The following is a 14993-nucleotide window of genomic DNA, read 5'->3' as shown; positions in this document are numbered from 1 at the left end:
TTTATTTTCCCTCCTTAATTATATAATTCTTCTACTGATTTGCCACGTAATTTCGCAACATCTTCAGCGTTTTTAAGGTTTTGTAAACCATTTAATGTCGCACGTACCATGTTGATAGGTGTATTTGAACCTAATGATTTACTTAAGATATCAGTGATACCTGCTAATTCTAATACGGCACGTACTGGACCACCAGCGATAACTCCTGTACCAGGTGCAGCTGGTTTCATAAATACGCTACCAGAACCATAACGGCCAGTGATAGTGTGAGGAGTTGTTCCTTCTACACGTGGAACTACTACTAAATCTTTTTTAGCTGCTTCTACAGCTTTTTTAATAGCTTCTGGTACCTCTTGAGCTTTACCAGTACCGAAACCTACACGACCATTTTTATCTCCTACTACTACTAATGCAGTGAAACGGAAACGACGTCCACCTTTAACAACTTTAGCAACACGATTAATTGTAACAACGCGTTCTTCAAATTCTTTCGTTTCTTCTTCTCTACGAGCCATGTATTTGTCCCTCCTTTAAATTAAAATTCTAATCCGTTTTCTCTCGCAGCTTCAGCTAACGCTTTAACGCGACCATGATATAAATAACCACCACGATCAAATACGATTTCTTTGATACCTTTATCTGAAGCTTTTTTAGCGATTACTTCACCAACTTTAGTTGATAAATCAACTTTAGAAGTAGAATCACTAGCGATATCTTTATCTTGAGATGAAGCTTGTACTAAAGTTTCACCTTTAGCATCATCAATAATTTGTGCGTAAATGTGTTTGTTTGAACGATATACATTTAAACGTGGTTTTTCAGCTGTACCTGATAATTTAGTACGCACACGAGCATGTCTTTTCAAACGCACTTTGTTTTTATCAATTTTACTGATCATTGTATTACTCCTTTCTTTAGAGAGTTATCTATTATTTACCAGTTTTACCTTCTTTACGGCGAACATATTCACCTTGGTAACGAATACCTTTTCCTTTATAAGGTTCTGGAGGTCTTACTGAACGAATATTAGAAGCGATAGCTCCAACTTGTTCTTTAGATACACCAGATACTGTAACAGTTGTATTTTTCTCTACTGCGAAAGTAATGCCATCTTCAGCTTTAATTTCAACAGGATGAGAGTAACCAACGTTTAATACTAAGTCATTACCTTGCATTTGAGCACGGTAACCTACACCAACAAGTTCAAGAGTTTTTACAAAACCTTGAGAAACACCTTGTACCATATTATTTAATAACGCACGAGTTGTACCGTGAACTGTTCTATCTTCTTTAGAATCAGTAGGTCTTACAACTTCTAGAGTGTTTTCATCTTGTTTAAAAGTCATTCTTTCATCAAAAGTTCTAGTTAATTCACCTTTAGGACCTTTTACAGTAGCAGTTTGTCCGTCAAAAGTTACTGTAACGTCACTAGGGATGTCAATAATTTTCTTACCAACACGACTCATGTTATGGCACCTCCTTATTTATTATTACCAAACGTATGCGATGATTTCTCCACCAACGTTACGTTTTCTAGCTTCTTTATCAGTGATGACACCTTCAGAAGTTGAAACTAATGCGATACCTAAACCATTTAATACTTTAGGCACTTCGTTCGCTTTAGCATATACACGTAAACCTGGTTTTGAGATACGTTTTAATCCTGTGATAACACGTTCATTGTTTTGACCATATTTTAAGAATAAACGAATAACACCTTGTTTATCATCTTCAACGTATTCTACGTTTTTAATGAAACCTTCATTTTTTAAGATTTCAGCAATTTGTTTTTTAATATTTGATGCAGGTAATTCTAATTTCTCGTGACGCACCATGTTTGCGTTTCTTACACGAGTAAGCATATCTGCGATTGGATCTGTCATAGTCATTTATTGTTGCCTCCTTTCAAACTCTTTGATCTTACCAGCTAGCTTTACGTACGCCAGGAATTTGGCCTTTATAAGCTAATTCACGGAAACAAATACGGCATAATTTAAATTTACGATATACAGAATGTGGACGACCACAGCGTTCACAACGAGTATATTCACGTACTGCATATTTTTGTTTTTTCTGTTGCTTAGCAACCATAGAAGTTTTAGCCACTTAATTAGCCTCCTTTTAGAGATTATTTACGAAATGGCATACCGAAGTTTGTTAACAATTCACGAGCTTCCTCGTCAGTGTTAGCAGTTGTTACGATAACAATATCCATTCCTCTTACTTTACTTACTTTATCATAATCGATTTCTGGGAAAATTAATTGTTCTTTAATTCCTAAAGTGTAGTTACCACGACCATCGAAAGCTGTTTTAGAAACACCTTGGAAGTCACGTACACGAGGTAATGAAACTGCGATTAATTTATCTAAGAATTCATACATTCTTTCTCCGCGAAGTGTTACTTTTGCACCGATTGGCATACCTTCACGTAAACGGAATGTTGCAACTGATTTTTTAGCTTTAGTGATTAATGGTTTTTGTCCAGTGATTAATTCTAACTCTTCAACAGCATTATCTAACACTTTAGAGTTTTGAACTGCATCACCAACACCCATATTTACAACGATTTTTTCGATTTTTGGTACTTCCATTACTGAACTATAGTTGAATTTTTTAACTAAGTTTTGAGTAACTTCAGTATTGTATCTTTCTTTTAAACGGTTCAAAGTGGATCCTCCTTTCAACTAGTTATTAATTATTAGATTTGATTTCTTCGCCAGATTTTTTAGCGATACGAACTTTTTTACCATCTACAAATTTGTAACCAACACGAGTAGGTTCATTTGTTTTAGGATCTAATAATTGTACGTTAGAAACATGGATTGCTGCCTCTGTTTCTAAGATTCCACCTTCAGGATTTAATTGAGTTGGTTTTTGGTGTTTTTTAATAACGTTAACACCTTCCACAACGACGCGGTCTTTTTTAGGTTCAGTAGCGATTACTTTACCTTCTTTACCTTTATCTTTACCTGCGATAACTTTAACGTTGTCACCTTTTTTGATATGCATGTGGGCACCTCCTTAAATATTATGGTTTTAATAAATTATAGTACTTCTGGTGCTAATGATACGATTTTCATGAAGTTACCTTCACGTAATTCACGAGCAACAGGACCAAAGATACGAGTACCACGTGGGCCTTTGTCATCACGAATAATGACACATGCATTTTCATCAAATTTGATATAAGAACCATCGTTACGACGTACGCCTGATTTAGTTCTAACAACAACAGCTTTCACAACGTCGCCTTTTTTAACAACGCCACCTGGTGTTGCATTTTTAACAGTACATACGATGATATCGCCAATGTTCGCTGTTTTGCGACCAGATCCACCTAATACTTTGATTGTAAGTACTTCACGAGCACCAGAGTTGTCTGCTACTTTTAAACGCGTTTCTTGTTGGATCATTAGTTAAACCTCCCTTATCTCTAATCTTGTATTAAATAATTACTGATTCTTCAACAATTTCTACTAAACGGAAACGTTTCGATGCTGATAAAGGACGAGTTTCTTGAATTCTAACAATATCTCCTAATTTAGCTGAATTGTTTTCATCATGAGTTTTATATTTTTTAGAGTATTTTACTCGTTTACCGTATAATTTGTGTGTTTTGTAAGTTTCAACAAGTACAGTAATTGTTTTGTCCATTTTATCAGAAACAACTTTACCTACATAAACTTTACGATCGTTTCTTTCACTCACTTTTGTAACCTCCTCTTTCTTATACTTTATTGATTAGCTTTACTTTGTTCAATTTCTCTTTCACGAGCAACAGTTTTTAGACGTGCAATTGTTTTTCTAACTGTACGAATACGTGCAGTTTCTTCTAATTGACCTGTAGCTAACTGAAAGCGTAGGTTAAAAAGCTCTTCTTTTGAAGATTTGATTTGTTCTTCGATTTCTGAAGTGGTTAAGTCTCTAATTTCCTTAGCTTTCATTTGTTTCACCACCCAATTCTTCACGTTTTACAAACTTAGTTTTTACTGGAAGTTTGTGACTTGCTAAACGTAATGCTTCACGAGCTACATCTTCAGATACACCAGCGATTTCAAATAAAATACGACCTGGTTTTACAACTGCGATCCAGCCTTCAACAGCACCTTTACCAGCACCCATACGTACTTCTAAAGGTTTTTTAGTGTAAGGCGTATGTGGGAAGATTTTAATCCAAACTTTCCCGCCACGTTTCATGTAACGTGTCATAGCGATACGAGCAGATTCGATTTGACGAGATGTGATCCAAGAAGTTGTTGTAGCTTGTAAACCATACTCACCAAATGTTACAAAGTTACCGCCTTTAGAACGACCAGTTGTTTTTGGACGATGTTGACGACGATATTTAACACGTTTTGGTAGTAACATTATTATTTTCCTCCTTCACTAGTATTCTTAGTAGGAAGAACTTCACCACGATAAATCCATACTTTAACACCTAATTTACCATAAGTAGTGTCTGCTTCAGCATGTGCATAATCAATGTCAGCACGTAAAGTATGAAGTGGGACAGTTCCTTCTGAATATTGTTCAGCACGAGCGATGTCAGCTCCGCCTAAACGACCTGATACTTGAGTTTTGATACCTTTTGCACCAAGTTTCATAGCTCTTGTAATAGCTTGTTTTTGTACACGACGGAATGAAGCACGATTTTCTAATTGACGTGCGATATTTTCTGCTACTAAACGAGCATCCATATCAACTTTTTTAATTTCCACAACGTTGATGTGTACTTTTTTATCAGTTAAGTTATTTAATTTATTACGAAGTTTTTCAATTTCTGAACCGCCTTTACCAATTACCATACCAGGTTTACCAGTGTGGATTGCGATGTTAATACGGTTAGCAGCACGTTCAATGTCAACGTGAGAAACTGACGCTTCTTTTAATTCGTTATCAATGAATTTACGGATTCTTAAATCTTCGTGTAATAAAGAAGCGAAATCTTTTTCAGCGTACCATTTAGCTTCCCAATCACGGATAACTCCAACACGAAGTCCGATAGGATTAATTTTTTGACCCACAGTATTCCCTCCTTAAATAGTTATTAAGCTTCTTTAGCTTCTTCTTTACCGTCACTTACGACGATTGTAATGTGGCTTGTACGTTTGTTGATTGCACTTGCACGACCTTGTGCACGTGGACGGAAACGTTTTAAAGTTGGTCCTTCATTTGCATATGCTTCTTTAACAACTAATTCATCTGTATTCATGTCATAGTTATGTTCAGCATTTGCTAAAGCGGACATTAATACTTTTTCAATTACTGGTGATGAAGCTTTATTAGTTAATTTTAAAATAGCAATAGCTTCTCCAGCATTTTTACCTCTAATTAAGTCAAGAACTAATCTTACTTTACGAGGTGCGATTCTGATTGTTCTAGCAACCGCTTTTGCTTCCATTAGGATATCCTCCTCTACTTATATATATTATTATCTACTAGTTTTTTTATCGTCAGCTGCATGTCCTTTAAATGTACGAGTTGGAGCAAATTCACCTAATTTGTGACCAACCATATCTTCAGTTACATAAACAGGTACATGTTTACGACCATCATATACTGCAAAAGTATGACCGATGAAATTTGGGAAAATTGTAGAACGACGTGACCATGTTTTGATTACTTGTTTCTTTTCACTTCCGTCTTGAGCTTCTACTTTTTTCATTAAATGATCATCAACGAAAGGTCCTTTTTTAATACTACGAGCCATTTGGGCGCCTCCCTTCTTATTGTGTGCGTGCAGCTGTTAAGCCGCACACTCAAATAAGTTGTTATTATTTTCTCTTACGTCCACGAACGATAAGTTTATCAGATGATTTTTTACCGCGACGTGTTTTCTTACCAAGCGTTGGTTTACCCCATGGTGACATTGGAGATGGTCTACCGATAGGAGCACGACCTTCACCACCACCGTGTGGGTGATCGTTAGGGTTCATTACAGAACCACGAACTGTTGGACGGATACCTTTCCATCTTGAACGACCAGCTTTACCAGCGTTAACAAGTTCATGTTGTAAGTTACCAACTTGACCGATTGTAGCACGGCAAGTAGATAAAATCATACGTACCTCACCAGAACGTAATCTGATTAATACATATTTACCTTCTTTACCAAGTACTTGTGAACTTGCACCTGCTGAACGAGCAATTTGTCCACCTTTACCAGGTTTTAATTCGATATTATGAATTACAGTACCAACTGGAATATTTTGTAATGGTAAAGCATTACCAACTTTGATATCTGCTTCAGCACCACTTTCAACTGTTTGGCCTACTTGTAATCCTTTTGGTGCAATAATGTAACGTTTTTCACCATCAGCATATACTAATAAAGCAATGTTAGCTGAACGGTTTGGATCATATTGAATTGAATCAACTTTAGCAGTGATTCCGTCTTTATTACGTTTGAAGTCAATTACACGATATTGACGTTTATGTCCTCCACCATGGTGACGAACTGTTAATTTACCTTGATTGTTACGACCCGCTTTTTTCGGTAGCGGTTGTAATAATGACTTTTCAGGTGTAGTCTTCGTGATTTCAGCGAAGTCTAACGTAGTCATATTACGACGACCATTTGTAATTGGCTTATATTTTTTAAGAGCCATTGTCGCTTACCTCCTTAATGGTAATATTATTTTATTTTAGTTGAATAAGTCGATTGAACCTTCTTTAAGTTTTACAATCGCTTTTCTTCTTTTATTTGTATAGCCTTGATAACGGCCCATACGTTTTTTCTTTGGTTTGTAGTTGATAATATTTACACTTTCAACTTTAACGTCGAAGATTTCTTCAACTGCAATTTTAACTTGAGTTTTGTTAGCACGAGTATCTACGTCAAAAGTATATTTATCTTCAGCCATTGCTTCAGAAGATTTTTCAGTGATTACGGGGCGCTTAAGAACATCTCTAGCTTCCATTATCCGAGCACCTCCTCAACTTTTTTCGCAGCTGATTCAGTAATGATTACACTGTCAGCGCTAGTGATATCTAATACGTTTAATCCTTGAGCTGTACTTACTTGTACGCCAGGAATATTACGTGCAGATAATTCAACGTTTACATCTTCGTTTTCTGTTACTACTAACACTTTTTTAGGTTGTTCAAGTGTAGTTAAAACATTTTTGAATTCTTTTGTTTTTGGTGCATCAAAGCCAAAAGTATCAACGATTGTAAAGTTGTTTTCTTGAACTTTGAAAGATAATGCAGAACGTAATGCTAAACGACGCATTTTCTTAGGCATTTTGTATGAATAGCTTCTTGGAGTTGGTCCGAAAACGATACCACCACCACGCCATTGTGGAGCACGAATTGTACCTTGACGTGCACGTCCTGTACCTTTTTGTCTCCATGGTTTACGTCCACCACCACGAACAGCTGAACGATTTTTCACTGCATGTGTACCTTGGCGTAAAGAAGCACGTTGTAAATTGATTGCTTCGAAAAGAACACTGTTGTTTGGTTCGATTGCGAAAACTGAATCGCTTAATTCAACTGAACCAGATTTTGATCCGTCTACTTTTAATACATCATAATTAGCCATTATGCTTTTTCCTCCTTTCGCTACTTATTATTTATTACCTTTTTTAATTGAAGATTTAATTTCTACAAAACCTTTTTTAGGTCCAGGTACATTACCTTTTACTAAAATAACATTGTTATCAGTATCAACTTGAACAACTTCTAAGTTTTGAACTGTAACTGTGTTACCGCCCATACGTCCAGGCATTTTTTGACCTTTAAATACTCTTGAAGCATCTGAAGCCATACCTACTGAACCTGGAGCTCTATGGAAATGAGAACCGTGAGCCATTGGTCCACGACCTTGACCATGACGTTTAATTGCACCTTGGAAACCTTTACCTTTTGAAGTTCCTGTAACATCAATAATGTCTCCAGCTTCAAAAGTATCTACTGTGACTTCTTGACCTACTTCGTATTCATCAACATTAACGTTTCTGAATTCACGAATGAAGCGCTTAGGTGCTGCGCCAGCTTTTTTAGCGTGACCTTCAGCTGGTTTATTTGCATATTTATTTGATTTAGCATCTTTTTTATATGCTTGTTTGTCTGCAAAACCTACTTGGATAGCATTGTAGCCATCAACTTCTTCAGTTTTCTTTTGTAATACTACGTTTTGATTTGCTTCTACTACTGTAACAGGGATTAATTCACCATTTTCTCCGAATACTTGTGTCATCCCAATTTTTCTTCCTAAGATTCCTTTGGTCATCGAAAGTCCACCTCCTAAATTGATCTATTATAATTTAATTTCGATGTCTACACCAGATGGTAAGTTTAAGCCCATTAAAGCATCAACTGTTTTTGGTGTTGGGTTAACAATGTCGATTAAACGTTTATGTGTACGTTGTTCGAATTGTTCACGAGAATCTTTATACTTGTGCACCGCACGAATAATTGTGTAAACAGATTTTTCTGTTGGTAACGGAATTGGTCCAGATACATCTGCACCAGAACGTTTAGCAGTTTCAACAATCTTTTCTGCTGATTGATCAATTACACGGTGATCATAAGCTTTTAATCTGATTCTGATTTTTTGTTTTGCCATAATTTTCCCTCCTTGTTCGTCTACATTGAAGTGATAGACTTCTCCACGAAAACTATCTCACACAACGCCATGGCAAAGCGGCCGGGTGTGTCAGTAACCTTTCGCTTCATCGCTTTCTTCAAGTCCAACATTAAATATGTTACAAGAAAAACACTAATAAATCAAGGTTTTTCTTTAACTTTTTTATTTACGTCTAACACATACTTAATTATTTTACTGAAAATTTTTATGTAGTTCAACCATTTTGAGTAAATTTTTTCCCTTTTTTCTATAAACCTTTATAATAGATATAGAGAGTAATGAATTTTGAAATTGCAACTATATATTTTTAATGTTAATTATTTTAAAATTCATGAACTTTATCGGAGGTGAATATTATATAAATGAAAAGAAATGTGAAACTTACTTTATCAATCATTAGTATTTTCTTAATAGCTAGCGAATTTTTCTATGGTATTCCTTTTTTAGGAGGCACAGTTATTCTTAGCTTTGGTTGGCAACCTTTGTTATTAAATGCTTTACTTTATCTTATTTTAGGCATCATTCTATTAGTAGATTCTCAAAATACAATTAAGCCTATGGCAATGATCCCATTTATTGGATTAATTGGATCATTTGTTGCTTTTCTACCTATTATTGGTATGTTTACGCATTGGGTACTCTTTTTCTTAATGGTATTCTTTATATTTGTTGTGCTCAACGCACCAACTTACATTCCAAATAAAGATTCTAAAGTTATTTATACTCAATACAAAGATGATAAAAACAATTAATAATTTCAATATTAAAAAGACACATTTAATTCAAAAATTAAATGTGTCTTTTTATGTCTAACCGTGTACAAACACGAAGTATAAAATAAATAATACCATTAATACATACATGATAGGATGAACTTCTTTATGTTTTTTAGTAATTAACATTGTTATTGGATAGAAGATAAACCCACATGCAATACCTGTAGCAATTGAATATGATAAAGGCATCATAATGATTGTAATAAATGCTGGTACTGCTACTTCAAATTTTTTCCAATTAATTTCAGCAAAGTTTGCCGCCATTAAAATACCAACTACAACTAACGCTGGTGTTGTTACTGCACTTGTAACGACTTCAATTAGCGGACTAAAGAATAATGCTAATAAGAAACAAAAACCAGTTATGATACTTGCAAAACCTGTACGTGCTCCTACTGCAACACCAGAAGTAGATTCAATATAAGAGGTTGTTGTAGTTGTACCAAAAATAGCCCCAACAATTGTAGCAAGTGAGTCTGCAAATAATGCTCTTCCAGCTCTTGGTAACTTATTGTCTTTCATTATACCTGCTTGGGTTGCTACTGCTACTAAAGTACCTGCAGTATCAAAGAAATCAATAAAGAAGAACGTTAAAATAACAATAAGAAATTGGATGGTAAATAATTGGCCTGGATCTTTAAATGCTTCAAAAGCTGCTCCAAATGTAGGTGTAATACTTGGAATTTTACCTACAATACCTGATGGTGTATGAATTTGACCTGTAATCATCCCTACAATTGCAGTTATAATCATACCAATAAAGATTGAACCTGGAACCTTTCTAGCATATAAAATGATTGTTATAGCAATCCCAAATATAGCTAAAAGTACTGATGGTTTAGTTAGATGACCTAATGTTACAAGCGTTGAATCATTTTTTACAATAATACCTGCACTTTGTAAACCTACAAAAGTAATAAATAGCCCTATACCTGCCGAAACTGCCATTTTCATTTCATAGGGTATTGCATTAATAATTATTTCCCTCAATCCAGTTGCTGTTAATATCGCAAAGAATATACCAGAAAACAGCACACCTGTTAAACCGATTTGCCAAGGAATTCCCATTGTTAAAACAACTGTAAATGCAAAGAACGCATTTAATCCCATCCCTGGGGCAAGCGCAATCGGATATCTTGCAATTAGTCCCATGAATAAAGATCCTACAAAGGCTGCTAATGCTGTCGCTACAAAAATGGCACCTTGATCCATTTTCATATCCCCAGATATACCTTTAACACCTGCTAAACTTAAGACTTGAGGATTCACGGCTAATATATAAGCCATTGATAAGAAAGTTGTGATACCACCGATGATTTCTCTTTTGTAGTTAGTACCATACTCGTCGAATTGGAAGTATTTTTTCACAGCTTTAAACTCCTTTTTTTAAAATACTTTAATAGTTTAATATTACTTACTTAAAAAAACAATACTAAAAACGAACTTTTATCGATTTATTTCATTATAAGTTCGATTTTATTTAAAGTTTCAAGTTCTTTAATGCATCTTTAAAAGGATTATTATCCAATTCATCGTGATTATTCATATATTTTTTCATATCTTTTTTAGAAACTTTACCATTATTTTTATTTTTCAATCGTTGATCCATTTGTGCTTGTGTTTCAGTATGACCGCATACACATCGGTAGACCGCTTCTTTTCCTCTTCCAAACAATGTCATTTTCTTTTTACAGTTAGGACAACGTGCATTCGTTTTACGTTGAATATTCTTTTTAGTATGACAGGTAGGATCTTGACACACTAGCATTTGTCCGTTTTTAGTTTTTACTTTTATCATAAATTTACCGCAATTTGGACATTCAGTAGAAGTTAAATTATCATGTTTATATTTTTGATCACTATGTTTGATTTCCCCAACAATTTTTTTAGTAAAATCTTTCATCTCATTAATAAATTGTTTAGCATTATATTTACCTTTCTCAATAGAAAGTAATTTTTCTTCCCATTCCGCAGTCATTAAAGGAGAAGTTAGTGCTTTAGGAGAAAGCTCTAATATTTGTTTTCCTTTAGATGTCACTTTTAATTTCCCATCTTTTGATTCTATTGCATTAAGCTTGAATAGTTTTTCAATAATATCTGCACGCGTCGCTACTGTTCCAATTCCTCCCGTCTTATGAAGGGTATTAGCATACTTTTTGTCATTCAATTGAATATAATTTTGTGGATTTTCCATCGCCTTAAGTAAGCTACCTTCATTGAAATATTCAGGTGGTGTGGTTTCATGTTCGCTTACTTTGACTTGTTGTACACGATAGGTTTCATTCTTGCTAAAAGTGATAGTCTTATTAGAAGTAGAATCATTGTTACTAAGTGCTTTAAATCCTAATTTACGTGTGACGTTTTCGGCATGTTTAAATTGATATTCTCCCACTTTTAAAATAACCTGTGTCGCTTCATACTGATAAGGATCCATTAATGTTTCTAAAAATCGTTGTACAACCATTAAATATATTTTTGTTTCTCTGTTAGTTAATGTATCAAAGTTGGGTCTAATTTCAGTTGGAATAATCGCATGATGGTCTGACACTTTTTGATTATTAAAAATATGCATCTTAGTTGTAAATGACTTAGTCATTAACTGACGAGCATGTGATTTATAATCAGTCGCTAATAAGGCTTGGAGACGTTCTTGTATGGTATCTGTCATATCGTTAGATAAGTAGTTAGAATCTGTTCTTGGATATGTTAATAATTTATGACGTTCATAAAGACTCTGTAAAATATTCAAAGTTTCTTTGGGTCCTATTTTAAATCGTTGGTAAGATGCTTGTTGTAAATCAGTTAAATTATATAAAGGTTTTGCGTAAGATTTTTTTTGCTTAATTGAAACATCTTCAATCTGACCTGATTGTCTTTCTATTTTTTCAGATAATTTTTGTATTTCTTCTTTATTAGTAAATCTTTTATTAGTTTGAATATCAAATGTAGCGTCATTTACATTTAAAGAAAGTGTATAATACTTTTGAGGTTTAAAATGATTAATTTCTTGTTGTCGATGATAAACCAGTTGAATCGTTGGTGTTTGTACCCTTCCTAATGAAAGTTGAGCATCATATTTAGTTGTCAGTGCTCTAGTAGCATTAATACCCACTATCCAGTCCGCTTCACTTCGTGCAAGAGCTGCTTGATACAAGTGATTATATTCATGTCCATCTTTTAAATGTTTAAAGCCTTGTTGTATTGCTTTTTTAGTCACCGAACTAATCCATAAACGTTTAATTGGCTTTTTATTTTTTACTTTATCTAAGATGAGACGTGCTACCAGTTCTCCTTCACGCCCAGCATCTGTAGCAATAATAATGTTTTTCACATCTTTATTTAATATTAAAGATTTTACAATTTTAAATTGTTTACTTGTCTTCCCTATGACCACAGTATGCATTTGCTTAGGTAGTATAGGTAAATCTTCTAATTTCCATTCTTTATATGTTTTGTCATAATGTTCTGGTTGAGCATTTGTTACTAAATGACCTAAAGCCCATGTCACTATATAGCGCTGATTTGCAATATATCCATGATGTTTTTCTTTAATATTTAGTGCTTCTGCAATATCTCTCGCTACCGAGGGTTTTTCCGCTAGAATTAATGATTTCATTCAAATTTCCTTTCACATTCTTACTTTTTATTTTCATACGTTTAATATTGTAACATGTATAGCAATAGTGTTACTTTCCATCTCATCTTATTAATTTAAAGTAAAACCCCTATATTAAATTCAGCTTACTAAAATACTTAGGCTATACATTTTTATAATATTAGTCTTTTATATTTTATAAAAAAATGAGCAATTGCGTTTTATATCAATCACAAATAATATAAAATATTCACCAAGTGTTATGGAAAGGAAAGCACTTATTTTTGAAAAGGAGAGTGAGTAATAAATGCAGATTATTAACATATTAATCGCCTTATTACCTGCATTATTTTGGGGAAGTCTCGTATTAATCAATGTATTTGTAGGAGGAGGTCCATACAATCAAATTAGAGGTACAACGTTAGGTACATTGGTTATTGGTCTAATCTTACTTCTTACAGGTCATGCACAATTTGATAACCCTACTGTCATCATTGTAGGGTTAATTTCTGGTGCAATGTGGGCATTCGGTCAAGGAACTCAATTACAATCTGTTAACCTTGTCGGCGTATCTAAAACAATGCCTATTTCTACTGGTTTACAATTAGTAGGTACAACTTTATTTAGTGCTATCTTTTTAGGTGAATGGAGTACTGGATTACAAGTTACGTTAGGACTTATTGCAATGGTTTTATTAGTAACAGGGATTACACTTACATCACTAAAAGGAAAAAATGAGCGTTCTACAAAAGATCCTAATTTTAGTAAAGCAATGGTTATTCTAGTGGTAGGTACATTAGGTTATGTAGGTTATGTAGTAATCGGCAATATATTTGGCGTAAATGGTACTGATGCCTTATTCTTCCAATCAGTTGGTATGGCTATTGGTGGATTTTTACTTTCAATGAGACATGAAACAAATATTAAATCTACCGCACTTAATATTATTCCAGGGATTGTTTGGGGAATAGGTAACTTATTTATGTTCTATTCTCAACCTAAAGTTGGTGTAGCAACAAGTTTCTCATTATCACAATTATTAGTTATAGTTTCTACTCTTGGTGGTATATTCTTATTAGGTGAGAAAAAAGATCGACGCCAAATGATTGGGATTTGGTCAGGTATTGCGTTGATTATCATCGCAGCAATTATATTAGGAAACTTAAAATAGGTATATTGAGGAGGTCATACAATGTTTTCTGAATTAGAAAATAAAGTTGTGGTTATTACTGGCTCTGGCAGTGGCATAGGAAAAGCAATGGCGGAAGTTTTTGGTAAAGAAAAAGCGAAAGTAGTCTTAAATTATAGATCAGAAAATCATATGGAAGAACTTGATGCCCTTCAAGAAACAATCAAAAAATCTGGCGGTGACTCAATTATGGTGCAAGCCGATGTTTCAGTCGAAGAAGATGTGAAACGATTAGTAGAAACGGCTGTTAAAGAATTTGGAACAGTTGATATCATGATTAATAATGCTGGTTTTGAAAAAGCCACTCCAAGTCATGAAATGTCTATGGCTGAATGGCAAAAAGTCCTTGATATTAACTTAACAGGTGCATTTATTGGTTCACGTGAAGCGGTAAAACAATTTTTAAAAGAAGATAAGAAAGGTATTATTATTAATACTTCAAGCGTGCATGATACAATTCCTTGGCCAAATTACGTTAACTATGCTGCAAGTAAAGGCGGTCTTAAGTTAATGATGGAAACAATGTCAATGGAATATGCCCAACATGGCATTCGTATTAATAATATCTCTCCAGGTGCCGTTGTGACTGAGCATACAAAAGAAAAATTCTCTGATCCAAAAACACGTGCCGAAACATTAGAAATGATTCCAGCTAGAGAAATCGGTGATGCAAAAGATGTAGCAAACGGTGCATTGTTTTTAGCTTCTAATTTAGCTAGCTATGTTCATGGAACAACATTATATGTTGATGGTGGTATGATGAACTATCCTGCATTTATGGGTGGAAAAGGGTAATCATACTATAAAGTAAAAGAGCAAGCGATGATTAAAAATCGCTTGC

General features: G+C 34.3%; 24 protein-coding genes. 3 read left to right on the top strand and 21 right to left on the bottom strand.

Going from position 1 to position 14993, the window contains the following annotated elements:
* Positions 1-14: 14 nt before the first annotated feature.
* The 19 genes from rpsE to rpsJ form a co-directional block, all read right to left on the bottom strand.
* A complete protein-coding gene (gene rpsE, locus NST64_RS02985; protein WP_002448405.1) occupies positions 15-515 on the bottom strand; it encodes a 30S ribosomal protein S5 in 501 nt (166 codons plus the stop codon).
* 20 nt (positions 516-535) lie between these two features.
* Positions 536-898, bottom strand: coding sequence for a 50S ribosomal protein L18 (gene rplR, locus NST64_RS02980; protein ID WP_002448369.1), 363 nt, complete (start codon positions 896-898; stop codon positions 536-538).
* 31 nt (positions 899-929) lie between these two features.
* A complete protein-coding gene (gene rplF / locus NST64_RS02975) occupies positions 930-1466 on the bottom strand; it encodes a 50S ribosomal protein L6 (protein WP_002448579.1) in 537 nt (178 codons plus the stop codon).
* 24 nt (positions 1467-1490) lie between these two features.
* Positions 1491-1889, bottom strand: coding sequence for a 30S ribosomal protein S8 (gene rpsH / locus NST64_RS02970; RefSeq protein ID WP_002448514.1), 399 nt, complete (start codon positions 1887-1889; stop codon positions 1491-1493).
* 31 nt (positions 1890-1920) lie between these two features.
* Positions 1921-2106, bottom strand: a complete 186-nt coding sequence (locus NST64_RS02965) for a type Z 30S ribosomal protein S14 (protein ID WP_001140799.1) — start codon at positions 2104-2106, stop codon at positions 1921-1923.
* Between the two features lie 22 nt (positions 2107-2128).
* The gene (gene rplE, locus NST64_RS02960) at positions 2129-2668 is read right to left on the bottom strand and encodes a 50S ribosomal protein L5 (RefSeq protein WP_002448593.1); all 540 of its coding nucleotides are present in this window, start codon (positions 2666-2668) and stop codon (positions 2129-2131) included.
* Positions 2669-2693: 25 nt separating this feature from the next.
* Positions 2694-3011, bottom strand: a complete 318-nt coding sequence (gene rplX, locus NST64_RS02955) for a 50S ribosomal protein L24 (protein WP_002448459.1) — start codon at positions 3009-3011, stop codon at positions 2694-2696.
* A 35-nt stretch (positions 3012-3046) separates the two neighbouring features.
* Positions 3047-3415 carry a 50S ribosomal protein L14 gene (gene rplN / locus NST64_RS02950; RefSeq protein ID WP_002432661.1) on the bottom strand — a complete coding sequence of 123 codons (369 nt, stop codon included), beginning with the start codon at positions 3413-3415 and terminating at the stop codon, positions 3047-3049.
* Between the two features lie 31 nt (positions 3416-3446).
* Positions 3447-3710, bottom strand: a complete 264-nt coding sequence (gene rpsQ, locus NST64_RS02945) for a 30S ribosomal protein S17 (RefSeq protein WP_002448443.1) — start codon at positions 3708-3710, stop codon at positions 3447-3449.
* 26 nt (positions 3711-3736) lie between these two features.
* Positions 3737-3946: a 50S ribosomal protein L29 gene (gene rpmC / locus NST64_RS02940; protein WP_000644737.1), complete on the bottom strand. Its 210-nt coding sequence runs from the start codon at positions 3944-3946 to the stop codon at positions 3737-3739.
* Positions 3936-4370, bottom strand: a complete 435-nt coding sequence (rplP, locus tag NST64_RS02935) for a 50S ribosomal protein L16 (protein WP_002448374.1) — start codon at positions 4368-4370, stop codon at positions 3936-3938. Before rplP ends, rpmC begins: the two co-directional genes overlap by 11 nt.
* Before the next feature lie 2 nt (positions 4371-4372).
* Positions 4373-5026 (bottom strand): 30S ribosomal protein S3, encoded by a 654-nt coding sequence (gene rpsC, locus NST64_RS02930; RefSeq protein WP_017174845.1) that lies wholly within the window; start codon positions 5024-5026, stop codon positions 4373-4375.
* A 23-nt stretch (positions 5027-5049) separates the two neighbouring features.
* Complete coding sequence (gene rplV, locus NST64_RS02925) at positions 5050-5403, bottom strand: 50S ribosomal protein L22 (RefSeq protein ID WP_001829734.1); 354 nt, start codon at positions 5401-5403, stop codon at positions 5050-5052.
* Between the two features lie 30 nt (positions 5404-5433).
* Positions 5434-5712, bottom strand: coding sequence for a 30S ribosomal protein S19 (gene rpsS, locus NST64_RS02920; protein WP_002448348.1), 279 nt, complete (start codon positions 5710-5712; stop codon positions 5434-5436).
* 64 nt (positions 5713-5776) lie between these two features.
* Positions 5777-6610: a 50S ribosomal protein L2 gene (gene rplB, locus NST64_RS02915; protein WP_002448473.1), complete on the bottom strand. Its 834-nt coding sequence runs from the start codon at positions 6608-6610 to the stop codon at positions 5777-5779.
* A gap of 36 nt (positions 6611-6646) precedes the next feature.
* The gene (gene rplW / locus NST64_RS02910) at positions 6647-6922 is read right to left on the bottom strand and encodes a 50S ribosomal protein L23 (RefSeq protein ID WP_002448403.1); all 276 of its coding nucleotides are present in this window, start codon (positions 6920-6922) and stop codon (positions 6647-6649) included.
* Entirely contained in the window at positions 6922-7545 is a 624-nt protein-coding gene (gene rplD, locus NST64_RS02905) for a 50S ribosomal protein L4 (RefSeq protein ID WP_002448327.1), read from the bottom strand. Before rplD ends, rplW begins: the two co-directional genes overlap by 1 nt.
* A gap of 27 nt (positions 7546-7572) precedes the next feature.
* Entirely contained in the window at positions 7573-8235 is a 663-nt protein-coding gene (gene rplC, locus NST64_RS02900; RefSeq protein ID WP_002448523.1) for a 50S ribosomal protein L3, read from the bottom strand.
* Between the two features lie 27 nt (positions 8236-8262).
* Positions 8263-8571, bottom strand: a complete 309-nt coding sequence (gene rpsJ / locus NST64_RS02895; RefSeq protein ID WP_001118667.1) for a 30S ribosomal protein S10 — start codon at positions 8569-8571, stop codon at positions 8263-8265.
* A gap of 383 nt (positions 8572-8954) precedes the next feature.
* Here rpsJ and NST64_RS02890 point away from each other — a divergent pair, with 383 nt between their 5' ends.
* Positions 8955-9344 carry a hypothetical protein gene (locus tag NST64_RS02890; RefSeq protein ID WP_002455008.1) on the top strand — a complete coding sequence of 130 codons (390 nt, stop codon included), beginning with the start codon at positions 8955-8957 and terminating at the stop codon, positions 9342-9344.
* A 57-nt stretch (positions 9345-9401) separates the two neighbouring features.
* Here the strand turns inward: NST64_RS02890 and NST64_RS02885 are convergent, their stop codons facing one another.
* Both NST64_RS02885 and NST64_RS02880 read right to left on the bottom strand, forming a co-directional pair.
* Positions 9402-10736 carry an NCS2 family permease gene (locus NST64_RS02885; protein ID WP_002448576.1) on the bottom strand — a complete coding sequence of 445 codons (1335 nt, stop codon included), beginning with the start codon at positions 10734-10736 and terminating at the stop codon, positions 9402-9404.
* A 112-nt stretch (positions 10737-10848) separates the two neighbouring features.
* A complete protein-coding gene (locus tag NST64_RS02880; RefSeq protein ID WP_107632210.1) occupies positions 10849-12984 on the bottom strand; it encodes a DNA topoisomerase III in 2136 nt (711 codons plus the stop codon).
* 286 nt (positions 12985-13270) lie between these two features.
* On the opposite strand from NST64_RS02880, the gene NST64_RS02875 reads away from it, so the two are divergent.
* Entirely contained in the window at positions 13271-14134 is an 864-nt protein-coding gene (locus NST64_RS02875; protein ID WP_049334560.1) for a GRP family sugar transporter, read from the top strand.
* 21 nt (positions 14135-14155) lie between these two features.
* Positions 14156-14947, top strand: coding sequence for a glucose 1-dehydrogenase (locus NST64_RS02870; protein WP_107632209.1), 792 nt, complete (start codon positions 14156-14158; stop codon positions 14945-14947).
* The last annotated feature ends 46 nt before the right edge of the window (positions 14948-14993 follow it).

This window comes from Staphylococcus sp. FSL W8-1268 (assembly GCF_038003965.1).
GTDB lineage: Bacteria > Bacillota > Bacilli > Staphylococcales > Staphylococcaceae > Staphylococcus > Staphylococcus hominis.
Note: the sequence above shows the minus strand (reverse complement) of the source record. Positions and strands in the feature narration are given on the sequence as shown.